General features: G+C 46.0%; 23 protein-coding genes. 17 read left to right on the top strand and 6 right to left on the bottom strand.

What is annotated here, in order from left to right; all coding sequences use genetic code 11:
* Window positions 1–51: 51 nt before the first annotated feature.
* Both EC604_RS20665 and EC604_RS20660 read left to right on the top strand, forming a co-directional pair.
* The gene (locus tag EC604_RS20665) at window positions 52–807 is read left to right on the top strand and encodes an amino acid ABC transporter permease (RefSeq protein ID WP_123065949.1); all 756 of its coding nucleotides are present in this window, start codon (window positions 52–54) and stop codon (window positions 805–807) included.
* On the top strand, window positions 807–1,562 hold the full coding sequence (locus tag EC604_RS20660; RefSeq protein WP_123065948.1) for an amino acid ABC transporter ATP-binding protein: 756 nt from the start codon (window positions 807–809) through the stop codon (window positions 1,560–1,562). The genes EC604_RS20665 and EC604_RS20660 overlap by 1 nt, the downstream gene beginning before the upstream one ends.
* A 178-nt stretch (window positions 1,563–1,740) precedes the next feature.
* On the opposite strand, the gene EC604_RS20655 is transcribed toward EC604_RS20660, so the two are convergent.
* Window positions 1,741–2,562 (bottom strand): helix-turn-helix domain-containing protein, encoded by an 822-nt coding sequence (locus tag EC604_RS20655; protein WP_123065990.1) that lies wholly within the window; start codon window positions 2,560–2,562, stop codon window positions 1,741–1,743.
* A 242-nt stretch (window positions 2,563–2,804) separates the two neighbouring features.
* On the opposite strand from EC604_RS20655, the gene EC604_RS20650 reads away from it, so the two are divergent.
* Together EC604_RS20650 and EC604_RS20645 are read left to right on the top strand one after the other, a co-directional pair.
* Window positions 2,805–3,581 (top strand): sugar phosphate isomerase/epimerase family protein, encoded by a 777-nt coding sequence (locus tag EC604_RS20650; protein ID WP_123065947.1) that lies wholly within the window; start codon window positions 2,805–2,807, stop codon window positions 3,579–3,581.
* Window positions 3,582–3,631: 50 nt separating this feature from the next.
* Window positions 3,632–4,654, top strand: a complete 1,023-nt coding sequence (locus EC604_RS20645; RefSeq protein WP_123065946.1) for a Gfo/Idh/MocA family protein — start codon at window positions 3,632–3,634, stop codon at window positions 4,652–4,654.
* Window positions 4,655–5,341: 687 nt separating this feature from the next.
* Here EC604_RS20645 and EC604_RS20640 read toward each other — a convergent pair.
* Together EC604_RS20640 and EC604_RS20635 are read right to left on the bottom strand one after the other, a co-directional pair.
* Window positions 5,342–6,292, bottom strand: coding sequence for an aldo/keto reductase (locus tag EC604_RS20640; RefSeq protein WP_123065945.1), 951 nt, complete (start codon window positions 6,290–6,292; stop codon window positions 5,342–5,344).
* A gap of 97 nt (window positions 6,293–6,389) precedes the next feature.
* Window positions 6,390–7,394 carry a Gfo/Idh/MocA family protein gene (locus tag EC604_RS20635; RefSeq protein WP_123065944.1) on the bottom strand — a complete coding sequence of 335 codons (1,005 nt, stop codon included), beginning with the start codon at window positions 7,392–7,394 and terminating at the stop codon, window positions 6,390–6,392.
* A 118-nt stretch (window positions 7,395–7,512) separates the two neighbouring features.
* Here EC604_RS20635 and EC604_RS20630 point away from each other — a divergent pair, with 118 nt between their 5' ends.
* The 3 genes from EC604_RS20630 to EC604_RS20620 all read left to right on the top strand — a co-directional run bounded on the left by EC604_RS20630 (window position 7,513) and on the right by EC604_RS20620 (window position 9,522).
* Complete coding sequence (locus EC604_RS20630; protein WP_123065943.1) at window positions 7,513–8,352, top strand: AraC family transcriptional regulator; 840 nt, start codon at window positions 7,513–7,515, stop codon at window positions 8,350–8,352.
* A 133-nt stretch (window positions 8,353–8,485) separates the two neighbouring features.
* The gene (locus EC604_RS20625) at window positions 8,486–8,893 is read left to right on the top strand and encodes an Rrf2 family transcriptional regulator (protein WP_123065942.1); all 408 of its coding nucleotides are present in this window, start codon (window positions 8,486–8,488) and stop codon (window positions 8,891–8,893) included.
* Window positions 8,894–9,069: 176 nt separating this feature from the next.
* Window positions 9,070–9,522 carry a nuclear transport factor 2 family protein gene (locus EC604_RS20620; protein ID WP_123065941.1) on the top strand — a complete coding sequence of 151 codons (453 nt, stop codon included), beginning with the start codon at window positions 9,070–9,072 and terminating at the stop codon, window positions 9,520–9,522.
* 165 nt (window positions 9,523–9,687) lie between these two features.
* On the opposite strand, the gene EC604_RS20615 is transcribed toward EC604_RS20620, so the two are convergent.
* Window positions 9,688–11,055, bottom strand: a complete 1,368-nt coding sequence (locus EC604_RS20615) for an MFS transporter (RefSeq protein ID WP_123065940.1) — start codon at window positions 11,053–11,055, stop codon at window positions 9,688–9,690.
* Between the two features lie 204 nt (window positions 11,056–11,259).
* On the opposite strand from EC604_RS20615, the gene EC604_RS20610 reads away from it, so the two are divergent.
* The 6 genes from EC604_RS20610 to EC604_RS20585 all read left to right on the top strand — a co-directional run bounded on the left by EC604_RS20610 (window position 11,260) and on the right by EC604_RS20585 (window position 15,541).
* On the top strand, window positions 11,260–11,586 hold the full coding sequence (locus tag EC604_RS20610) for an ArsR/SmtB family transcription factor (RefSeq protein ID WP_123065939.1): 327 nt from the start codon (window positions 11,260–11,262) through the stop codon (window positions 11,584–11,586).
* A 175-nt stretch (window positions 11,587–11,761) separates the two neighbouring features.
* Window positions 11,762–11,956: a hypothetical protein gene (locus EC604_RS30610; RefSeq protein WP_123065938.1), complete on the top strand. Its 195-nt coding sequence runs from the start codon at window positions 11,762–11,764 to the stop codon at window positions 11,954–11,956.
* A 137-nt stretch (window positions 11,957–12,093) separates the two neighbouring features.
* Entirely contained in the window at window positions 12,094–13,011 is a 918-nt protein-coding gene (locus EC604_RS20600) for a helix-turn-helix transcriptional regulator (RefSeq protein WP_240037063.1), read from the top strand.
* Window positions 13,004–14,002, top strand: coding sequence for a hypothetical protein (locus EC604_RS20595; protein ID WP_123065936.1), 999 nt, complete (start codon window positions 13,004–13,006; stop codon window positions 14,000–14,002). Before EC604_RS20600 ends, EC604_RS20595 begins: the two co-directional genes overlap by 8 nt.
* A gap of 67 nt (window positions 14,003–14,069) precedes the next feature.
* Window positions 14,070–15,104, top strand: coding sequence for a hypothetical protein (locus EC604_RS20590; RefSeq protein WP_123065935.1), 1,035 nt, complete (start codon window positions 14,070–14,072; stop codon window positions 15,102–15,104).
* Between the two features lie 248 nt (window positions 15,105–15,352).
* The gene (locus EC604_RS20585; RefSeq protein ID WP_123065934.1) at window positions 15,353–15,541 is read left to right on the top strand and encodes an aspartyl-phosphate phosphatase Spo0E family protein; all 189 of its coding nucleotides are present in this window, start codon (window positions 15,353–15,355) and stop codon (window positions 15,539–15,541) included.
* On the opposite strand, the gene EC604_RS20580 is transcribed toward EC604_RS20585, so the two are convergent.
* On the bottom strand, window positions 15,513–15,791 hold the full coding sequence (locus EC604_RS20580) for a hypothetical protein (RefSeq protein WP_123065933.1): 279 nt from the start codon (window positions 15,789–15,791) through the stop codon (window positions 15,513–15,515). The genes EC604_RS20585 and EC604_RS20580 overlap by 29 nt on opposite strands.
* A gap of 457 nt (window positions 15,792–16,248) precedes the next feature.
* Here EC604_RS20580 and EC604_RS20575 point away from each other — a divergent pair, with 457 nt between their 5' ends.
* The 4 genes from EC604_RS20575 to EC604_RS20560 all read left to right on the top strand — a co-directional run bounded on the left by EC604_RS20575 (window position 16,249) and on the right by EC604_RS20560 (window position 22,001).
* Window positions 16,249–17,979, top strand: a complete 1,731-nt coding sequence (locus EC604_RS20575; protein ID WP_240037054.1) for a DUF6138 family protein — start codon at window positions 16,249–16,251, stop codon at window positions 17,977–17,979.
* Window positions 17,980–18,033: 54 nt separating this feature from the next.
* Complete coding sequence (locus EC604_RS20570) at window positions 18,034–19,140, top strand: hypothetical protein (protein WP_123065932.1); 1,107 nt, start codon at window positions 18,034–18,036, stop codon at window positions 19,138–19,140.
* Window positions 19,130–19,876 carry a hypothetical protein gene (locus tag EC604_RS20565; RefSeq protein WP_123065931.1) on the top strand — a complete coding sequence of 249 codons (747 nt, stop codon included), beginning with the start codon at window positions 19,130–19,132 and terminating at the stop codon, window positions 19,874–19,876. The genes EC604_RS20570 and EC604_RS20565 overlap by 11 nt, the downstream gene beginning before the upstream one ends.
* Before the next feature lie 154 nt (window positions 19,877–20,030).
* Window positions 20,031–22,001 carry a hypothetical protein gene (locus EC604_RS20560; RefSeq protein ID WP_123065930.1) on the top strand — a complete coding sequence of 657 codons (1,971 nt, stop codon included), beginning with the start codon at window positions 20,031–20,033 and terminating at the stop codon, window positions 21,999–22,001.
* Window positions 22,002–22,159: 158 nt separating this feature from the next.
* Here EC604_RS20560 and EC604_RS20555 read toward each other — a convergent pair whose 3' ends face one another.
* Window positions 22,160–23,266: a stalk domain-containing protein gene (locus tag EC604_RS20555; RefSeq protein WP_123065929.1), complete on the bottom strand. Its 1,107-nt coding sequence runs from the start codon at window positions 23,264–23,266 to the stop codon at window positions 22,160–22,162.
* Window positions 23,267–23,427: the final 161 nt, after the last annotated feature.

The raw sequence follows: 23,427 nt of genomic DNA, 5'->3' as shown, positions 1-23,427 counted from the left end.
TTCCGCTCTTGCTTTTTTTTTTGAGAAAATGAACGTGGAAGGATGTAAATCATGGGAGAGATTTTTGATATCAACGCGGTATTCTCAGCGATTCCTCGTCTGTTAGAGGTTCTTCCTGTGAGTCTGCAGATTACAGCAATTTCGATGGTTGTGGGTCTTGTGTTTGCTTTGCTGTTTGCGGTCATACGTATGAAAAAAGTGCCTGTGCTTAGTCAGCTTGTCACCATATTTATCTCATTTATCCGCGGGACGCCGATCATTGTACAGTTGTATCTGACCTATAACGGGATACCGCTGTTGTTAAAATTTATTAATCAGCAGTACGGCACAGATTACAACATTAATGCGGTACCCGCAATGCTTTTTGTACTGGTGACATTTGCTTTTAATGAAGCAGCCTATAACTCCGAGACGATTCGCGCAGCGCTGCAATCTGTGAACAAAGGGCAGATCGAAGCGGCCGAATCCCTTGGTATGACATATCTTCAAGTGCTGAAGAGAGTCATCGTTCCTCAGGCCCTTGTCGTAGCCATTCCACCTCTCGGCAATGCGCTTATTGGATTATTAAAAGGAACTTCACTGGCGTTTGTTGCAGGTGTTATTGAGATGACGGCACAAGGTAAAATCATTTCAGGCAGTAACTTCCGCTTTTTTGAAGTGTACCTGGCCCTTGCCCTCATCTATTGGGTGATGACGATTATTATCGAACAGATTCTTCGTTTCCTGGAGAAACGATTCTCTATTCCTGATCCAGTACAGCGGACGATGAATCGCGGCTGGTTCTCATGGGGAAGGAGGGGTATCTAATGATCAAGGTAAGTCATTTGTCGAAATCCTTCCATAACAATCTGATTCTGGATGATCTTTCGGTCGATATTCAGAAGGGAGATGTTGTGGCACTGATTGGCTCGTCGGGTGCGGGTAAATCGACTTTTCTGCGGGCATTAAACTGCCTGGAAGCAGCCGATCAGGGTCAACTGGATCTGGAGGGATTCAAGGTTGATTTCAGTACAATTACGAACAAACAGCGGCTTGAGCTGCGCAAGCAGACGGCTATGGTCTTCCAGCACTTTAATTTGTTCCAGCATCGTACGGCTCTGGATAATGTTAAGGAAGGTCTCAAAGTTGTCAAAAAAATGAATGACAAAGAGGCTACCGCACTGGCTAAACAACAGCTTGAACAGGTGGGCCTTTCCGAACGGGCGCTTTATTATCCGAAACATTTGTCCGGAGGTCAGCAACAGCGTGTGGGTATCGCACGTGCACTCGCCATGAAACCGAAGCTGCTGCTTCTGGATGAGCCTACTTCTGCGCTCGACCCGGAGCTTGTGGGTGAAGTGCTGCAGACAATTAAAAAGACGGCTGCATCTGGTCAAACGATGCTTCTCGTTTCGCATGAAATGAGCTTTGTATATGAAGTGGCAACCAAGGTGCTGTTTCTGGATAAAGGGAAAATCGTTGAGGAAGGTACACCGGACGAAGTCTTTAACCATCCCAAATCGGAACGTGCGAAAGAGTTTTTGCACAACTATTTCCGTAATAAGGGCGAGCATCGTGCGTAGGAGCAGCGTGGCCACAGGAGGGCTCGAGAGCGAAGCGTATGTTTTTGCAGCTGGGGCTTGAATATGATAACACGAAACGCTTTGGGTTAAACACATCGCATGTGCGAATGACCCAAAGCGTTTTTCTGTTGTTGCAGCGTAGGGATAGCCATGCAACCATTTATGCAGTTATTTTAACCTACACATGCTCCAAATCATCTATCGGTTCATGCTGTTTGGATTTTTGGTACTCCGCTGGAGACACGCCAAAGTGTGCCCGAAACACCCGATGGAAATAAGAGTAGCTGGCAAAACCGCAGGACTCGGCAATATGCTCCAGCGTCATCTCACTGTATTTCATGCGCTCCAGTGCGGCATTCAGGCGGATTTCGATGGCATATTGAATCATGGTCTGGTTATAGTGTTCTTTGAATAAACGCACGGCACGGGACAGACTGAGTCCGGCATAACGTGCGGCTTCCTCCAGTTTAAACGTAACTGTGGCGTGCTCTTCAATAAAACGCTTCAGCTTAAGGGCCGAAGAGACGGCCCGATCGGTCTGGATATTTTCCGTAATTGCCCGGTCAATGTACAGACATAATCCGCGCAGCAGAGCGTCCTTCAGCTCCGCATTTTCCTCCAGCGGGCCGCGACGTTTCTCCAGCAGCATGTTGCGCCACAGACTGATCAGTTTGTCATCCAGACCAATACGGCTTACCGTCGGACGATGCTGGCGTTTCCACCACTTTTCAATCCATTGGCCTTCGCAGAAGAGATAATAGTCCCCGCTGGACAATCGCCCTTCCTTATGCGGTTCATCGACGACGAGTCGGTAATCATCCCCTGGTTTGAGCAAAAGCAAATCACCGCTGGTCATGCGGAACTCCTCTTCCTGTACGTATACTTTACACGAGCCTTCCGTCTGCAAGCGGAATAGATAGGTAGCTAGCTCGCCTTTCATATTATGGGTGAATGCCTTGTAGTGATAGGAGTAGTCACAGATCAATACGGATGTGTCCAATGTGTCCAAAGATGTACGCCCCCCAAACATTCGATCTTGTTGTATTAACGTTAACGATTCATCATCCTGTCTAGAGTACAGTCAAACAGCTGAAATGATAGGACAATTCAGGATGGAAATAAAATTTGATCAGATAGTTCATGTTCTGACTATATTGTATATGTTCATTTTAGCCTGTTTTGCGTTAGGATGATACCAGATAGAGCAATGTAAGCAAATTTGAGAGCAGAGGAGTATCTATCATGAAAAAATTGAACATTGGTTTGCAACTTTTTACACTTCGTGATGAAACTGCAGCAGATTTTCGTGGTACACTGCGCAAAGTGGCCGCCCTTGGATACGAAGGGGTTGAATTTGCCGGATATGGCGACATTCCAGCAGAGGAAATGAAAGCGCTGCTAGATGAGCTGGGTCTAAAAGGTTTCAGCAGCCACGTGTCCCTTCATGCGATGCGCGAAGACCTGCAAAAACAAATTGATTACCTGAAAACAATTGATGCACAATATATGATCTGCCCTTATCTGATGCCGGAAGATCGCCCGGACAATGCAGAAGGCTGGACAAAGCTGTTTGAAGAGTTGCAACAGTATGGAGCCGAAGCGGCAAAGCAAGGTTTGATCTTTGGTTACCACAACCATGACTTCGAATTCCATGGCCAAGTTGGGGATGCGAATGCTTTTGATGCGATGTTCGCTCAAACGACTCCAGAAGCGGTACAAGTGGAAATGGACGTATGTTGGGTACAATTTGCCGGACAAAATCCGATCGAGTATATTAATAAATATGCGGGCCGTTTGCCGTTGCTTCACTTGAAAGATTTCAGCAAAGACGAGCAGGGTCAGATGAAAACATTGGAGCTGGGACAAGGCGAAGTGGATCTGCCAGCTGTTATTGAAAGCGCAACAAATGCAGGCGTGCAGTGGCTGATCGTGGAACAAGACGTATGCCAGAACCCTCCGCTTGAGAGCGTTGAGAACAGTCACAACTGGCTGAAACAAAACTACCTGAACCAGTTTTAAGAGTTAAACGACTCAAACATGAATCTAATTGTCAAAGGAGACTTTTGTACATGAGTAAAATTAAAGTTGCTGTATTCGGTTGTGGAGCCATCGCTCAGCGCAGACATATTCCAGAGTACGCTGCCAATGAGAACGTAGAACTTGTCGCATTTGCTGATCCGGTTGTGGAGCGGGCGCAGGAAATGGCTGAAATGTACGGCGGTAAAGCGTATTCCAGTTATGAGGAATTGCTTGCAAACGAAACAACAGTAGAAGCGGTGAGCGTATGCACACCGAACTATCTGCATGCACCAATGACGATTGCCGCTGCCAATGCGGGCAAGCATGTGCTGGTTGAGAAGCCGATGGCGGTTTCCACTGAAGAAGGCGAGCAAATGATTGAGGCGGCTAAGAAAAACGGCGTATATCTGATGGTGGGTCACAACCAACGTCTGATGCCTCCTCACGTGAAAGCAAAAGAAATTCTGGATTCCGGCCGATTGGGCAAAGTGCTGACCTTCCGTACTGCTTTTGGTCATCCGGGTCCGGAAGGCTGGAGTTTAGATGGGGCAGGGAGCTGGTTTTTCCGCAAAGAAGAAGCCATTATGGGCGCGATGGGTGACCTTGGCGTGCACAAATCCGACTTTATCCGTTATTTGCTGAACGATGAAGTATCCGAAGTGGCTGGGTTCATCAGCACGTTGCACAAAGAAGGCACGGATGTGGATGATAATGCCACATGTCTGCTTCGCATGAAGAGCGGCGCAATCGGTACACTCGTAGCCAGCTGGACACAATACAGAGGCGGAGACAACAGCACCGTGCTGTGGTGTGAAAATGGCGTAATGAAGATCGGTACAGTAGATGGTGACGAGGTTATCGTCGAGTTGACCAATGGTACGGTTGAAACGTACAAAGTTGGCGCAATGGCTACCAATGAAAAACAAGTGCCAAGCGGCGTAATCGATGCATTCGTAGAATCCATCGTAACCAAGACGCCTCCATCCATCTCGGGGGAAGAGGGCTTGCGTTCCCTTCAAGTCATTCTGGCTGCGTTTGAATCCGAGAAAACAGGTCAGATCGTTAAGCTGTAACAGACTTAATAGGTCGTAATAGCTTGTAAATAGGATGAAATAAGCATTTGGTTCGCGATCAATAGAGGACATTCTCCAGCGTAGTGTGGTGGAGAATGTCCTTTTTATGTTAGTAATCTGCGGAGGAAAAGTGTGTGCGGAACAATAAGAAATGCGCTAACGATCTCAGATGAGCTTATTTGCATGATTCTGGCGGTCTGAACAATGTAACGATCACCAGCGACGCTATTTCTCCAAAAATGCCCCCAAAAGAGCAGAATTGAAGGTGAAATCTGAAAATAACGTTCCTCATGATCGTTAGATTTGAGAATAGGCTGAAATAGGCGAAATAGCGTCATCTGTGATCGTTAGAAATTCGGTACGTGTCTTTTGGATATAACCGCTGGCTCAATGTGCTAAAAATGAGGGGTTTACTGTGCATCAGTGAGTAAGTATACTTTGCGACGGTTGCGGTTGCGGTTTTGAGGTGAAATTGCCCAAAACAGCAGGCCCAAGCTAACGTTCAGTTGCTTGGAGCACGCCGTTTATCTGACGTCCCTATATTAGTTCAGTTGCACAGCTATGAAAAAAACGGGACAAGGCGGAAATTCCGTGACCTTGATCCCGTTTTTTAGCTTGATATTTGTGGTTTATTTCATGATCTGTTTTTTTGCATTCAGAAAAGTTTAGAACTTCAGGGTGTGATCCTCAGACACCTGCTGGCTTAACCTCACTCGCGAGATCGATCCAGGCGATCTCTTCTGGCGTAAGTGTGATGCGGGAGCCTTCGTCACAGGAGAGCAACTCAGCTTGATTTTGTGCACCAATTAAGGCACAGGTTGGGAAGGACTGATTCAATACATAGGCCAAGGCGATCTGAATCGCCGTTGTATTCTTGGATGCAGCCAATTCCCCGGCACGACGTAGTCGTTCCCAGTTGCCATCGCTGTAGAATACGCGTACCAAGTCCGCATTGTCGCGTACCTCAGGTGTGAATCGACCAGTAAAGAAACCACGAGCCTGGGAAGACCAGGACAGAAGCGGCAGTTGTGATTGCTCATGCCATGCGAGCGTTTCGGCATCTGCTGATACACAGCCTGCCCAGAATGGCTCGTTCGCTTTGGCGAGACTGAGGTTCGGGCTGCTGAACGTGAATCCTTTCAGACCGTGGGAGGCGGCATAAGCGTTAGCTTCTTCTAACCGCTGCCAAGTCCAGTTGGAGGCGCCGATGGCGCCGATTTTTCCAGATTCGATGTGCTCGTTCAGTGCCTCCAGAATGGCAGCGACAGGCATGTTGGGATCATCCCGATGCAGTGCGTACAGCTCGACATGATCCGTCTGCAACCGCTCCAGACTTTGATTTAGGTCTTTGCGGATTGCATCGGCGTTCACGCGAGGTCCGTTCTGGTCATGATGTGCCCCTTTGGTGAGAATCACCATCTGGTCGCGATTGCCGCGTTCCTTCATATATCGCCCCAGTACCTCTTCGCTCTGTCCGCCGCAATAGATGTGCGCTGTATCCACCGTGTTACCGCCGATCGCCATAAATGCATCCAGATTTGTTGCAGCTTTCTCATACGTATCATGGAAGAAATAATCTGTTCCTTTGATTAGTCGGGAGACTTTTTTCCCAGCACCAGCGATTTCAATGTATTCCATAGATAAACCGTCCTCTCTTATATAAGGGTACAATTCGTTTTGAAGTTTTACCGTTCTTTGCAGTTTCTTGTAGAGCATATGGTCTCTAGTTCGCGCCTCACAGCGTAATTCGTGTACGTTCTTCTGCCGAGCGAAGACAAGCTTCAAGGACTTTCATATTGGCTGCCGCATCCGAAGGAGCGAAACGAAGCTCTTTGCCCTGAAGTACAGCGCGAGCCATATCGTCACCTTGTAGTGCATAATGATTGACCTGTTGCACCTCAACTTCACGGCGTTCACCGCCTGCCGTAACATAGAAGTTAGAGCTGCTGTCTGTACGAGCGATATAAGCAGAAGGGACTTCGATAATACCGTCAGATCCAAGCACCTCCAGCGTATTACGGAAGGCTGCCCACATACTGCTGTCAAACGTAACGCCAACATGGTTATCGAATTCAAGCAACCCGGAAGCCATCATATCCACCTGATCATGCTCTGGTGAGAACATACCGATAACGGTTACCGCCTTCGGCTCCTGTCCCAGCAGAAGGCGAGCCGCACTAATGGAATAACAGCCGATATCGTACAGCGCGCCGCCACCCCATTCCTTACGGAAACGTACATTGCCGGATGAACCGGAATTGTTAAACGAAAATGTACTGTGGATGCCACGAATTTCACCAATCTCGCCGCTGGCTATAATCTCCCGAATCTGGTCATAACGCGGATGATGGCGGTACATAAATGCTTCAGCCAGATGCACGCCTGCATCTGCACAAGCTTCAACCATCTCAAGCGCTTCTTTTTCCGTGAGAGCGAGTGGTTTTTCGCATAAAATATGTTTGCCAGCCTGTGCTGCGCGAATCGTCCATTCCCGGTGCAGATGATTCGGAAGTGGAATGTAAACGGCATCAATTGAATCATCTTCTAAAATGGCTTCATAACTTCCGTAAGCCTTTTCAATTCCTAGTTTATCAGCGGTTTGCTGTGCTTTATCGAGATCACGGCTGGCAATAGCGGTAACCTCGTTCAACTCCGATTGCTGCAAGCCAGGAATAACGGAACCTATCGCAATGTTGGCGCTGCCGAGAATGCCCCAGCGTAACTTTTGAACAGAATTCATAACTTGTTTCCTCCTGTAATTGAATGTATATTGTGATTATAAAGAATAGATGAATGAATTAAAATGATAATATATTGAATTGAATTAACACAATATTGCTTAATGGGGTGAACCAACCGTGATGAGACAAACCGTATTGCTGACGCTGCAGGATATCCCCTATTTCTGTTACCCCGAGTCCGTTGGACATTATACAAATCATGCGGAGCACGCCGTATTGCGGGAGGCAGGGGTACTGGGCAATTTTAACATTCACTATGTTGCAGCAGGTAAAGGATACGTGGAAGCGGATGGGGTAGTGCATGAGCTCAGGGCAGGTCAAGCGGTGCTTTATTTCCCGCATCAGCGGCAGCACTATTACAGTAGCGAAGATGAACCGTGGGATGTGCGCTGGGTTCATTTTTACGGGGAACGGCTGCATGATTATATGCTGGAGCGGGGCTTGCACCGCAACCTTTTATGGACATTGAGACAGCGCAATTCTTGGGAAGACGCTCATCTGGCGCTGCTTGAAGAGGTGGAACAGAACCGGATGCTTCGTCCAGCCCAGTTATCCACGTTGACCTATGCTTTGCTGGCGGAATTTGTACAACATGCGGTGCCACTCAAGAACACACGTACCACGAGTAAAACGGAGAGCCGAGTACTCTCTCTATTGCCGCAGATGCAGCAGGAGGCGTGTGAGCCTTTTCTGTTACAAGACTGGGCGGATCGGGCAGGGGTAAGTACGTATTATTTTTGCAAAATATTCAAAAATGCCGTGGAGATGACGCCAATGGAGTTTATCACACGTTCACGGCTGCAGATGGCCAAGCAATGGCTGCTTGAACGCCCGTCTGCCAACATTGGGCAGATTGCCGAGGAAGCGGGATATCCCAATGCGAGCTATTTTAACCGTCAGTTTATGGCACATGAGGGCATGACCCCTACCGATTACCGTGGGTTGTACCATAAATAAGGAAGAAAAATGGATGAAGCAATCTTCCGGCAGAGCCATCTACCTTGTAACTCTCATGTACATTCGTTTGACAGAGCCTTCAATCAGGTCTATTATGGATAAATTAAATCCGTATATAATGAGGTGTCCTCTCATGAAATATTCCAAAGCGACCAACTATGCGCTGCACACGATGTTATATCTGGTTAGCACTGCGCCTGAGCAGCTGATCAGCGTACATCAGCTGGCTGAATTTCAGAAAGTCTCTCCAACGTACCTATCCAAAATACTAACTAAACTGGTCAAGGCTGGCATGATTGAATCCACCTCCGGTGCGAATGGCGGTTATCGACTGAGCCGCAGGAACCCTGATCCTTCTTTTCTTGAAATCATTCATGCTATCGAAGGCAAGGCTTCCTTGTTTGAATGCTCACAGAATCATAATGCAGCGTGTTTAATCCAGCAGGTTATGGTTCAGGCTGAGGAAGAGATGGAAAATTTCTTGCATCACAAAAAAATGTCAGAACTGGCATCCCAGATGAGGGAAGCTCATTCGCTATAGTCTTTACCGCTCTAGTGTGGCTCTTGTATGTTTCTATTCCAGTAAGATTGGGTAATGTTTTTGGGTTTCTCACTTGGTTTGGCGTTGTGCCTGACAGAAGGGCAATGCTACAATAAGGAAGATACTATAAATACATACTTAATCGCATCTTACACCTCTGGAGGGAAAACAAACACATGAGCCAAACGACGACGATGACGGAACTGGAGCAACTGCTTGCACTCGAAAATATTAGAAATACCAAGGCGCGTTATTGCCGCTATATTGATACGAAAGCTTGGGACGAACTCGGTGATGTATTTGCCCCGGATGCCGTTGCTGATTTCAGTACGGAAGGCAATCCGATCCCCGTTCTGACTGGACGTGACACGATTGTACAAGTGTTCCGTGACCTTGTAGACCCGGCGGTAACTGTGCATCATGTACATAGTGCAGAGGTGGAGTTCGTATCTGCGACCGAAGCGAAGGTTATTTCTCCGATGGAGGACTGGGTGACGTTCCCGGAAGGCAATGAGAACAAATCCTTCCACGGATTTGGGCATTATCACGAAACATTTGTCAAGATCGATGGACAGTGGCGCATTCAGCATACCAGCTTGAAACGTCTGCGCCTGGATCTGTTTGAATAAACAACCGCTAAATGATTATACATTTTACGTGGAGAGTCTGATCATGATCAGGCTCTTTTGTTTATTTTCCTTTTATCGATGATATCAAAATCACCCCGAGAAAATAAAAAAACCAGAAGTCCTGTCGGATGACAGTACCTTCTGGCTTGCTCAATCTGTTTAGAATTAGGCGACCTTATGTTTCCGTGACTGCATTCTCAGATAGATTTGCGAAAAGATAACCGAAGCGATGCCAACCGCAGTCATACCCCAGAAAATGAAGCTATACGCTGAAGATAGCTGCATGTTCTGCATCGCGGTCAAAGCAACCCCGGTTACGGCTACGCTGAATGCACCGCTGAAAAATTGACTGAGCTGGAACAGTCCCATGCCTGCGCCCACTTGATCCATGGACAGATTGCCCGACAATTCGTTGGATACGCTGGTCGTCAAGGAAGAGAAACCAACGCTGAGCAGCATGTATACAACCATGATGGCATAGATGCTTTGATCTGCAAACAGAGCAAACAGTCCAGCAGCCGCCAGGAGCAGCCAAGGTGCAAACTTCAGCAGCAACGTATTGCCATGACGATCAATCATACGCCCAATGCGGTTGGACAATAGCATCGACACGAGCGCACCTGGGAAGATGACAAGTCCTGATTGTGCGGGTGTCAGTCCATAGAGATGTGCCAAAACCTGCGGAAGCAGAAACAATGTGGCGAAGTTATTAATGTAAGATACAATACCCAGCGAGCTGAGGATCATATATTTTTTGTCTTTGAATAATGCGGGCTGCACAAACGGGTCAGCTGCACGGCGAATGCGGAACCAGAACAGCAGCAGTGCGCTCACCCCGATGATGAGTGTAATGACCTGACGCGAAGTCAGGAATAACAGAATCCCGGTTGTACCGATGGCAAGCAAGACTGCGCCGAGCATGTCGAAGGAACCCTTTTGCGGCGTTTCTCGCGGTAACAGTTTATAAAAAACAGGAATCAAAAATAGCGCCAAACCTGTGACGATAAACAGATCATGCCATCCTAAAAACTGAGTAATGCTGCCGCCAAGCACCGGGCCGAGTCCGAGTCCCAGCGAACTGGCAGACATGATGACGGCCATGGATTTACCCCGGCGGTCATTCGGAATGTAACGAGTAATCAGCACAATCGCGAGTCCCGGAACGGAAGCTGCGCCTGCGGCCTGAACCAGACGGGCAACGAGCAGAACAATGAAGTGATCACTGAAGAAACCCAATACGGATGCAGTTCCAAGCAACGTAAGCCCGGTAGTAAACAGGTTGCGTATCGGCACAAAATCGGATAAACGGGAGAATGTAATCGAGGAAATCGCAAATACGATGGAATAACCCGTAACAATCCAGGACGAAGCGACAGAGGTCAGCTTGAATTCAGCCGCAATTTTGGGCAGAGCCAGATTAAACATCATCGTGTTCATCACAACGAGCACAACGGTGAAGCCAAGTAAGGCCACAATTAATCCTTCTCGTATGCTAGTCCGTTCCATCGGAGTTGCCGTAGCCGTGTTGTTCATAAAAACCTCCTATCATGATGTGTATTTCGCAACATTTCAGAAACGGTGTGTAACATTTGCAAAATGGTGTATAATGTCAGCCCCTGTGTTTCACAACAAGGGATGCATGCGAAATTTATAAGTTCGATTGGTGTCGAACATTAGAAATATATCATGGATGTATGTTAGAATACAATGCATAGTCTTAAAAAAGGAGACTTCCCTATGAAAATTTTACATCATCCTCAAGTGGGGGATATCGAGCTTTCTTCAGTGCTTTATGCACTCAGCGACCCAACACGGCTGGGAATAGTGGCAGAAGCGGCTAGAAGCGGGGAGCAGCCGTGTAGTCATTTTCATGCTCGTGTTGTGAAATCTACGATGTCGCACCATATTCGTACATTACGTGAGGCGGGTGTCATACGAGTCCGAGTACAGGGTACACAGCATTTTATTACATTGCGGTCGGAGGATCTGGAAGAGCGATTTCCAGGGTTGCTACAACCTCTTCTCCAAGCTGCAGCACAGACAAGCACAGAATCGGCTGAATAATTGTCCTTTCTTCGATAAGAAGAGGGGGCATTTTTTTTGGATAGATGCGAATGAATGACTCCATATTGACTTGATAAAAGATTGCTCCTGATGCGACATTCTATGTCGTCCCAATGCCTCTATAATGATGGTGAACAAAAACACATAAACCCTATTGAAAAGAGGTTCACAATCATTGGCTAAAACGAAAAGAGGTCGCGTTCTGTGGAGTCTTCCGTCCAGAGGACGGGGAACATGTCCAATATGCAAGAGTACACGAATCAAATTGTTGTATACGCAAACGAAAACAGATGGTACGAGTCTGAAAGTTTGTAAAAAATGCTCCAAAGCTGTGCAGTCCAGAGTAGATCTGGCAGAGGCAAATGTGTAGAACTGAAAGACAAATCACGTAAGGAAATGTATACGGATAACCTTTCATGGCCTGTTCTTCGGAACAGGCTATGTCCTTTTGATATAATACAGGAATAAACGTTGGAATGATTCGGGGGGTGAAATCGCTTGAGTAGTATGCATCGGATTCATTGGTTTGATGAACAGATTCGAAGCGGGCGTTTTCCGAATAGCGGTGGACTAGCACAACAATTCGAGATATCTCGGCGACAGGCGCAGCGTGATATAGAATATATGCTAAATACCCTCAGAGCCCCATTAATGTATGTAGCCAAGTATCGAGGGTATTGTTACGAGGATCAGACATTCCGCCTGCCGCATTTATATATGACGGATGAGGAGCAGCGTGTTCTGAAATATCTGGCTCATCGGTATCAGCATTATAACTATGATCAATCGGATGCGGTGAAGCGGGTAGCGCATTTGCTGGAACGTTTTACAATGGAGGAGCATCCGTCTGAAAAACAGCAGTTCCCGGTGTTTGCGGCACAGCCAAGGCAACTTCAATGGTTTGAATTGTTAACCCATGCCACCGCTGATGCACGAAAGGTACATATCTATTACAAGGATCACGAGGGGGAGCATCAGAGAACCTTTTGTCCTGTGAAGATGACCTCGCAGTTTAATGCAGACTACGTAGTGGGGTATGAGACAGACCCGCTGCAACAGACAGCGATTCGGCTGGAAAGCATCGTGCAGCTGACGCTGCTGGACGAACGCTTTGAATGCAGCCAGGATACATGGATCAGTAGCTGGGAGGATACATTGCCTGTGCGAAAACCTTTTGTGGCTGAGATTCGTTTCCGTGAAATACAGCAATCGGAGCTGTGGCAAGGGTACCGGATTCGGGAGCAAAAGGATCAGGTCTGCTTGATTGAATTTTACGATGCGGACGTATTCTTGCAACATCTGTATGCTGCGGAGTGGGAGGAACTACTCTCCCCTGGATGGCTCAGACGCAAGCTGATGAAGCGGGTAGAAGAAATGACAGAGCGGCTGAGCAGGGGAACGAACGGGGGAGAACAGGATGGCTGAGAACATGCTGGAGCATCTGGTGATGACACGGGAGTCGAAGTCATTTGTGGATAGCTTGCATGCCATATTAACGCATTCAGGTCAATTCCAGGGTGAGAAGTATATGCTTGCTGGGTATACCGGCATGGCCTTTAAATTGTCCGTTCATAAGAGATTACTACCCATGTCGGTAACGGCTTACGGACAGTGGGGAGTGGCTCATCAAGGCGGAATCGATAATCTTGGCCTATTTACAATATATGACGGGGGACGCAGTCGCCATCCGACATTTGCTTATTATCATCAAGATGCTGTGAATTGGGTCAAGCGTAGCCTGGATGAAGGAAAAGGCGTCATTTACTGGATTCCCGAATTTGGTGTCATTTATGGATATGATGATGCAGATCGGGTCTTTTATGTGCAGGATGGCTGGAGCAAAGAGCCACATATTTTGCTGTATGATAATTTCGGATTGAATTTCACCGGTTTCTGGTACTGTCAGATCTTTGGTGATCAGGTGCAGCTTACAGAGCAGGAGATGGTGCTTGAGTCTTTGCGGCTTGCCACCCAGGATTGGGATATTCCGTACCGTTTGCTGCCTGATCAAAATATAGCTTCCGGCCGGCTGGCATATGACGTTTGGATTGAAGCACTACGCTCTGGAGATTACGATGCTTCAGGAGCAGCTTATCTTCTGGATTCGTACTGCCAATCGCGTACCGAGATTCGAATGTATTTACATGATGTTCGCGGCTTATGGACTGAACTGGAGCAGGCATGGATGCGTTATAACCAGATTGCTGAACTGATCCAGCAGATGAGAGCACTTCTGGTACGGGGAGAACACGGGCTTGCGCTGCGGGAGGATGCCAATGAGCAACTAGCACAGTGTCTTGGACAGGCGAAGTTACTCGAAGAGCAGGCGGTAGATTCTTTTCGTAACATATCAGCGCAGTATGCGGATCGTAAACGATCTACGGTACCCCGCTGGGGCACACACTCCGCACGGTAGAATTGGGGATGCAGAGGTACGATGAAGAAAAGGAAGGCAGAATGGATGTAGGAATGGGGCTCAAAGTATGAAAAAAATGAGGTTATTGACTGATTTAGCTGATTTAATTCAACGACTACCTCAGACCAATTCGGGTACCACGAACACGGATACATGGCGATATGCAACAGGCACCTATGCAGATGCGTTATATCCTATTTTGTTACACAAAAAGTGGACACATCTTCCGCGTTATATGATTGCAGGCATGACAGCAAGTCTTTTTCGTTTCGTGGTGGACCGTCGTCTGACGACAGAATCCATCTCGGCCTATAACTGGATGGCAGAGAACTTTGTTGCTGCTGATTTTATCGGAGTGGCAGCGAGTCAGGCTGCCGGTTTTTCCTTTGAACCGACGTTTCCGCTCTATCAGAAGCAGGCACTGCGCGATATCAAGGCCTCGATTGATGGGGGAACCGGGGCGGTGTTATGGCATGATCAATTTGTTGTTGTTGTCGGATATGACGATGACGAGGAAGTCCTATTTTTCTGCACAGGAGATGATCCTGACGTGCTTCGTTTACCCTATTCCTTAGTCGGCCAGAATAACTCACCCTATTGGTATTATCAAGTGTTGGAAGCTCATCAATCCATCGATATGTGGGAGGTATGCAAGGAGTCGTTAATCCAGGCTGTATGCAAATGGGAAACGCACGACTATATTCTGCCAGCGCAAGATTACGCTTGCGGTTCTGCCGCATACACCGCGGTTGCGGATGTGCTGCAGTCTGGAAACTATGAGTGCAATCAGGCGGCAATGGTGCTTCGCTATTATGCTTGTACAAGAGGGGAGATGGCCTCATATGTCAGAGCGCTTGAACATTTATCGCCGCATATGGATCAAGTGATTGTACAATACACACAGCTTGCGGATCTCTATGTATCTATTGTTGAAGTGCTGGATAATTCCGCGGCATGGGACGCAAGGGAACCCGGAAGTGTACATCGAGTTAGTTCACTTATTCGGAGCGCAGGTGATACGGAACAAGCTGCTATTGATGCGATTAAGGATGCTTTCTCTGAAACGATCAACAATCGCTGCTCGGATATTGGGCTCAGATAACACACGATGCTTTAACATCGAATAAGCTGTACATCTAGACATGTTAGACACCAGAAAGGCGATAAGCCAATCTGGTGTCTTTTTTGCATATCATTCGAGTTTCGAACTCAATAAGGATAAATGCTGCTTTTATAAAAATAATATATAAAATTTGAAATAAAGGTAATCTGAATCCTGCTTCATTCCGAATATTATAATATATGGTCTTATTTGGATGATGAATTCAAGGAATGAATGGGGGCAGAACGATGGTACGGAACCCGGAAACCCTTCAGGAATGTATCGAAAACGCAAGGCTGAGACTTTACCAGATGGCAAACCAATATACGAGTCTGCAACATCCAGAAGTCATTCGTCAGTCGATGGTGCTGGATGAATTAATTAATGAGTATAACGATGCCAAACGCTTCATTTCACAAAGGAACCATCATAGCTAGGGTCAAGTGTACGAACAGCTGACTGAACCTCCGAAATAAGTCGTCCGCGTTCTTCGTAGAGCGGCATTTCTTCTTTGTCAAACTGAAAGTGAATCGTTCGGACATCGCCTTCAGAGAGTGTTATTTTTTGAAATTCTAAGAAATAGAGAAATGAGTCATCAAACCTTAGTCCATCTCGATCACGGTAGCAGTGCATATAGTCAATATCCTTTTCTTCAAGCACTAACACACCTTGTTCTGTCAACTTCATCATTGGATCCTCCTTCATAAGTGTGGTATGCAATATCTATTTACATTATATAGCGTCTGTTAAAATTTAGGGATAGCTATATCATACATGGCCTTAATATTTTATAACATGAATGATTTCTGTTTTTTTAAGTGATAGGAGTTTAGTCGTTATGTAATCGTACGAAAGTCCGATAAGGCTATGGGCTATTTCATAAATACACTGAAACGAGGCTGCTGACATCTCATTTCGGTGTTTTTTTTGTGCTTCCTCCGAAGTTTCACGTCAGAGAAGAGACTCTTGATCAGGATCAAGTAGGGGACAACCGTGCGTAAGACTTATTGTTGCGAGTATGACCAAGCGTGTAAAATATAGGTGGAATGCGAACGTTAATGCGTATTTTATCATTCAATATACAGACTGCTTAAGCAGTTTGAGATAGAAGCCATCGTGGTTTTAGAACAGGAGTACATACAACATGTTTTACGGAAAGGCAGGAGATAGAATGACAGCCGCATTGGAACAAGCTTTGGAAGAGATGATTCAGGCCATTCATGAATGGTTTGATGAGCAAACGGCACGTACGGATTTAGAGCAGACGATCCAACGAACGAAACTGCAGATGGGCATATTTGATGATATTTTTGTTTTGTACAAGCCGGGAAGAACGATCGTGGATAGCCTGGATATGGGATGGGATGAAGGTTCACTATCGACGCAGACGATCCGGTTTACAGAAGAAATGGTACGCACCGAAATCCAGCCAAGGCTGGTTGAAGTGGTTCAGGAAAAATTGGCCGAATGGGCAGATACACCGCTGATTGATTACCGGTTTACGTTTAGAGGAAAGTTTCCTACGAGGGACGGGATGCTGAAGCTGACGCTGCTGGAATACATCAACGAAGAGAAAAGACAGCGGCTGCTGGAACGCATTCGGACGTATACGGAGCAAAAACTGGAGAATGGTGTGTACCCGACCAAACCGCTTGAAACGACTTTTTTGGCAAAATATCTGCTTGATCCCGTGTTGTTTCCATCCATGGATGCGGCATGGATCATCAGACAATATGAACGGATTCAAACGTTAAATCGGGAGCGGAAGGATGCTCTCGCCGAGCACCGTCATACGATCATTTATGCCTTGACATTGTGGGCAGAACGGCAATTTTTACCTCAGTATTTTGACGTGCAGATTTCAGATTATCGGGAAAATGAATACACTTTGAAGTCTGGTCAGAAGCTGGATGGGCAGGATAAGGACATCGAAATAGGTATGAATCAGGATCAGGCTGAGGATTCGCACCCTATAGATCTGCTGCTCTATGCAGCGGTGATGATTCTGCGTTTCGAACCCAGTTACAGCAAGCCAAGGGGACTTAAATTTCTGGAACTGGCCAAGCAGCTCGGCAGTGAGCAGGCGGAACGGATGTTGACTGAGGGCAGCGGTACATATAAGCCGGAAGATACGTATGTTAAAACGGAGCAGGTGGAATGCCAGGCCAATGATGTTTTTGCGAGGATAACGATTCAGATACATCAGGAAGGACCAGGAGCATATCAACAGGCGATAGCCTTTATTATTCGTTTGCTGGAGCAGGGGTTCTCCAAGGGTTATCACATCAAACTGAAATCCAAAGTAAAACAGTATCTGCCAATCAAAGGACTTGTCAAATCAGATACACACCGGTTCTTTGCAAATGCTTTAGAATATCCTGAGCTGCATTCATTTCTGGAACAATACGCACGAGCAGCCATCCAGGAATTTGAGTTTTATGCAGATACGGAAGGGGAGAAGAGTGGGATGCCTGGAAGTTATGCAGCCTTTGGGCTTGGACTTACGAGCGAGCAGTATTTTCCTCTGATTCACGATTATATGGGGCAGGTCGATGATGAACATCAGATGATTCAGGACAAATTTATTGTTGCTTTTGCCGATAAATATGGGGTAACAGCAGACTCAGTGTCAGTCCTCGTTCAGAGCTTGCGCCGTTCAACGGATGGACTGAAGCTCAAGTTGCTGCCGGAGTTCGAGCAGGACGAGAAGCTTGAGTGGCTGCTGGAACAGGTTCAGGAACTGGAGTCATATGATGTTCAGCGTGTGCTCTACCCGATTTTTGGCAAGGTAGAGAAACTGGTTGCACTGGCACGCAAAGCGGAGGGGAAACGAAAAGAATCGTTACTGCGATTAGCTCAGGCTGCAGGTGGGTGACGATCGATCAATTCACTCTATTAAATAAATGAGCTTGGTGAGAGGTGGATGGAGATGGAAGCATTAACGAGAACCGTCTGGCAGGGGCTGTCTGAGCAGGACAAGCAGGAATGGATGCAGCGCATTGCGCTTCAGCTGCCTGAAGGGATGCAGTATGAGGGGTTGCAGACGTTTGAACGATATGGACAGCGGACTCAGACCGGAGTATTTACACACGATGAACAGCGATTCGTATTTGTTCCAGGTGATCAGGTAACATTAGGTTGGGAAAAGTGGCATCACGGAATGGATGAGCAAACGACTGCTGATCTGCACGAAACTGCAAGCAGTTACGGGATTGAGGATGTACAATCGTTCCTTGCCAGTCAGATGTCACCTATGCGAGTCGTTAACATTGCCCCGATGCTTGTGGAGTGTGAGACCATCTCACTGGGGTGGATTGAAGTAACCGAGGAAGAAGCGTTTGCCCAGGAGCATGAAGATTTTCCTAAGGCCTTGGCCGAATTCAAGGAATCGGGGCTGAATGAATATGAACTTCATCTGGAATTTAAACTGATTCAAGACCAAGGAGAGGTTCGAATTCTCTGGTTTAATGAAGGGATCGAGCTGGAGGACATTGTAAGGGAAGAAGCAGCTGCTGGATTTAGTTTGTTGACGGAAGACGAGTGGGAGTATATCTATGGGGGAGGATGTCGCACGTTATTCCCTTGGGGAGACAGCTTTGACTATACAATGAGATTAAGACATTTGGGGAAGCCTCAAAGTCAAGGTCAGTTTGACCAGGCGCCTGTTAATTCAGAAACAGATACAGACGTTAATACAGGGGCAGATACACATACAGAACCGAGTGCTTTCTCGCCAACTGGAGCAAATCATCATCTGTATGATCTGGAATTGCCGAATTTCTTTGGTATACAGTTTGCCGGAGATCCATATAAATACGAGCTTACGCTGGGTGCGGATGACGATGTGATGCCGAAAGGCGGAGATGGTGGGGCTATGATCTGTGGAGGAACAGGGCCATTGCTTAGCTATCTGCCTGCTGCTTCGGTATTTTTCCGGGATATGAATGTGGATGAACTGGATTGGGAGGAATTGATGGATGCGTTGTATTATCGCCGGGTAATCCGTCTGACGGATGTGAAATTGGATGACGAATAAACATCGTTCCGAACCTTCGGCACATAAAACAAATGTTACTACTGGCATGGTCATGTATAAGGGGACGTCATATCCCGAGAAAACGTTCCAGGATTATCTGGTAACCTATGCATCCGATGGAATTCGGCTCAGTGCCGGCACGCTGGTTCTGTTTTTCCTGAATGTATTTCTGCTTATTCCGATCTTTAGTGCTCCATATCAATCTCTTTATGCGTATCTTCTTTTGCCGCCATTAGCGATCATGAACCTGTGGGCCATCGTTCTGATTATTGCTCCACGCAGGCTTCAATTAAATTATGTATTGTTTCGTGGTGTTTTTGGACTTGTGTGTTCAGTCAGCTTTATGGTGGGTATACAGAAGTTTGCGTACGGGACGGGTATGACAACGGCATGGTATGTAATTGGTTCTTTCGTGGTGTATGTATTTACTTTAATTCAATATGTGAGGTTTCGTTTACAAAAATTAAAGCAGTCGCCTCGGCCTAACAAAATAGACAAAAACTTCAGGATGCCTACCGCTGTCATAGCCGTGATTACAGGAGGGGCATACCTGATGGCTAACATTTCACTGGCTTTCGTTACAGAACAGACAGTAGTCGTTATTTTGATTTGCGTATATAACATGCTTATCTTTGTTGTGTTTCACTTTGTCATGGACTTACATCGGTATTACTGGCTGCGCCGAGTCATGAATAAACCTGAGGTATTGGGCAGAATGACCAGTCATCGCCACTAGACAGAAGGAACCATTCGGTAGAGCTGGACGAACATCTCGTTTTTGATTCGTCAATTTTTTTCATATATGGAATGAATAGTGATGAAATTTTTAGATAAAGGAAATATACTTAACAAGTCTCAATCCAATCCATTATATAGAGAAGGAGTTAAGTATGTCCAAAGAGTACAAGTTGTTTGTAGCAAGTGTTGTAGTTATATTTATCTTGATGTCTAATGTGTATGGATTCTCCGAGGCGTCCGCTGCCTCTTTGGCTCCAAGTGCACAGACTGGAGAACGAGTGACCTCATCTGCGGATCGGGTTCAACATAACATTCGCTTTGCCGTCCGAGGCACCGAAGTTGAAGTTACGACAGTGAAGACCAGTTTTGATACCGGAGAAATGAAAAGAAACGAGTACCATTTTACAGATCCAGCCGTTCTTCCAAGAATACATACGGGTTTGACGACAACCTCTCATAGTTATGATCCAATCGTCAGTGATACACCAGCAGGTTTAAAAGGATACATGGTTTATTACGCAACGGAAAAGAACGAGCAATACTATGTTTTGTATGAGTATGATTATAGCTCGAATAAACTTCGCAAGGTTCATGAGAGTGAAAATCGTATATATGTAGAACCGCAGCTGGGCATGTTTTACACCATGTATGAGAAAAATGCAGTAAAATATCAGTATTATTCGATGGCAACGGGAAAAAAAGTATATACTCACGGGAAAATATTTAAAGAAAGAGAGATTACTGACACGAAATATGCAGTATCTCCAATACCAAAGAGCCGTGATTTCGGGGTATACTGCAATGCAACATTACAGGATTGTCATTACCTGGAGTATGGTGGAGTAAAGGGACAGAAGGCCAAAGTTAGCAATTTACAGATGATGCATGACATGAAGACCAAGCTAACATCAAAATCATTTCAGGCAAGTTCGGATGTGCAACTTAGCGTTTCGCAGGGGAATGTACATGATCGGAAATCGGACTGGACTGTGATTGCAACTAAGAATGGCAAAAAAACAACGCTGATCAAAGAGCGTGTTGGCTATGTGCATTCCTTTGTCTCTCCTGAAAGAAAGACATTGGTATTGGTTACGGAGAGTGGTCTGGATAGTAAAATGGAATCATCCAAAGTACATCTCTATGATCTGAAAACACTAAAGAAAATTCGCTCCTATGATTCACCGTATAAAGCTCGTACAGAAAGCATTCAATGGGTTACCGAGGATGAGTATGTGATTGAACAATACTTCTCTAATCCAGGCGGCTACCCGCCATCCTTATATGTTATTTCAGCGAATAAACATCTCAAATTGAGGTATGACACCTATAGGGACTGGAAAAATCACTGGAATTCGTTCCAGTTCTCTACTATTTTCTATCCCATGGAGCTTGTAGCGGTGAAGTCCGGCAAAGGGGTATTAGAGTATAAAGGCCAGCCATCCTTCTACATGGGAGGTCAGAACTATGTTCCTTTGCAAGAATTTACGCAAGCCTTCCATATTCAATATCAGCTGGATAAAGATCGGATCACCTTTACTCGCGGGCAACGCTCTTCCAGCATAAACAAACCTTCTAGCCAATTGTTAACCTTATATAATCAGACCTTTATTCCGTTAGGTCAATGGAATAAGGATATGGGCTTGAAAGTTTCAGAAACAAAGGGCGGTATTTATAATAGAGAATTGATTATGAGTGATGAAGAAAAGGGGACTGAGCTGGCTATGGCTCCTAAAGACCTACCTTTCCGTGCATACTCACGTAGGATGGAAAGTGTCGGGGATGGTTACCAGTTAGATAAGGTATACACAAGCCCGGTGGAATCCTCTGATACAAATGGATTAAATAGTGTAGTGCTGAATTTTGATGGAACGTTAACGTACGAATCTCCGGGAGAAGAAGTGAAGGAGTTATGGTTTACCAGTCAGGACTTTAATACGGTCATTGGAACCTTGCCTGTATCCAGTATTCCGGAGAAAAAGTGGGGATTCACGACGACTAAAATACCTGCGAATCTAATACAAGACGGCATTGTGAATGTTCTTATTCCAGGTAAAAAGGGACTCTCGACTGATGTATACTCGTTAAAACTTCCAGCCCCGTTCGATAAAAACAAATTTGAATAGCATAATTACAGGTACAGCCTCCGGGCTGTGCTTTTTTCTTGAACAATACAAATACACATACCCGATCGGTTCCGAAGTCTGGAGAACGGAAGAGCCGATCGGGTATGTGTTTCATGATTAGTGCTTATCTTATGGTATTGCTCTAAAGAAGCTGAGGTTTATTTCACTTTTTGCACCGCTACGGCCATTTGTTCCAGTTGGGTATGGGTCAATTGGTTATTTTGCGAGCTGAGTGTCACATAACGATCATCCAGCTTGAACGTAAGCATGTCGGTTTTTTCCGGTGTGTACCATTTGGCGGATACGCCGTTAGGCAGTTTTACCGTTTTGCCATCATAACTGAACGAGTAATCTCTAGGAGATACCGTTACATTCATGCGGTTGAAGACAAAGTTCACGCCATCGCCGCCTGCACCAACACTTTTGAATGCATCTCCCGCAACCATATGTTGTGGAGCATAAGCAGTGGTGAAGCCATCAAATTGAGCAAATGATTTACGGATCTGTTCCAGTTGCTGTTTGGAGTAACTTACATTTTCAAAAGCAGTAATACCTTGATCATTGCCGCTCTTTACTTTTTGTACAGAGACAGCGATTTGTTGCAACTGTGCTTGGGACAGCTTATGATCTGGCGAGCTGAGTGTGACATACCGATCATCCAGTTCGAAGGTTAACATGCCGATATCGCTCGGTGAATACCATTTTGCACTAACACCGTTGGACAATTTCACTTCTTTGCTTGTGTAGCCCTCCGAGTAATCTCTTGGAGAAACATCCACTTTCATATGATTGAAAATGAAGTTTACGCCATCACCGCCTGCGGCTACACTTTTGAATGTATCACCTGTAGTCATTTGCTGCGGCGCGTAGGCTGTTTCAAAGCCTTCGAATTGAGCAAATGCTTTTTGAATCGCTTCTTTTTGCGCTGCGGTATAGGTTACATTGGTTAGTGCAGTTGGATTGCTGTTCGTTTCACCAATAATGACTTGTTTGTTTGCACCATCGTAGGTTACAGGCACATGCAGTGCATCAGCCAATGCGCGAACCGGCAGATAAGTCGAGTTATTATACGTGATCGGTGCAAGTTTTTTACCATTCCCGTCAGTCGGTGTGTATGCTGCACCGCCTACATTAAAGCTGATTCCGTGATTGAGATAAGCCGAGATTTTCTCCAGTTGTGTTCCGGCAAATACACCAGCTGCTCCGGTTAAGGTCATACCCAGCACCATCATTGTAGCTACCGATTTCTTCATGTTCTTTTTCATCCTATATCTCTCCTTTAAGTTGGGGTTATTTGTTGTCTTGCTGTTCCTTATGGCTTTATATTACCCCTCGAACTTATCCAGAATAATTCTGAATTATATCCAACTTGTAAACATGTGTAACGATCTTTGCATCATGATGGAGAGTTGTTATGTAAAGGGTA

Origin of the sequence: Paenibacillus amylolyticus, assembly GCF_003719335.1 — a bacterium.
Lineage (GTDB): Bacteria > Bacillota > Bacilli > Paenibacillales > Paenibacillaceae > Paenibacillus > Paenibacillus amylolyticus_D.
Note: the sequence above shows the minus strand (reverse complement) of the source record. Positions and strands in the feature narration are given on the sequence as shown.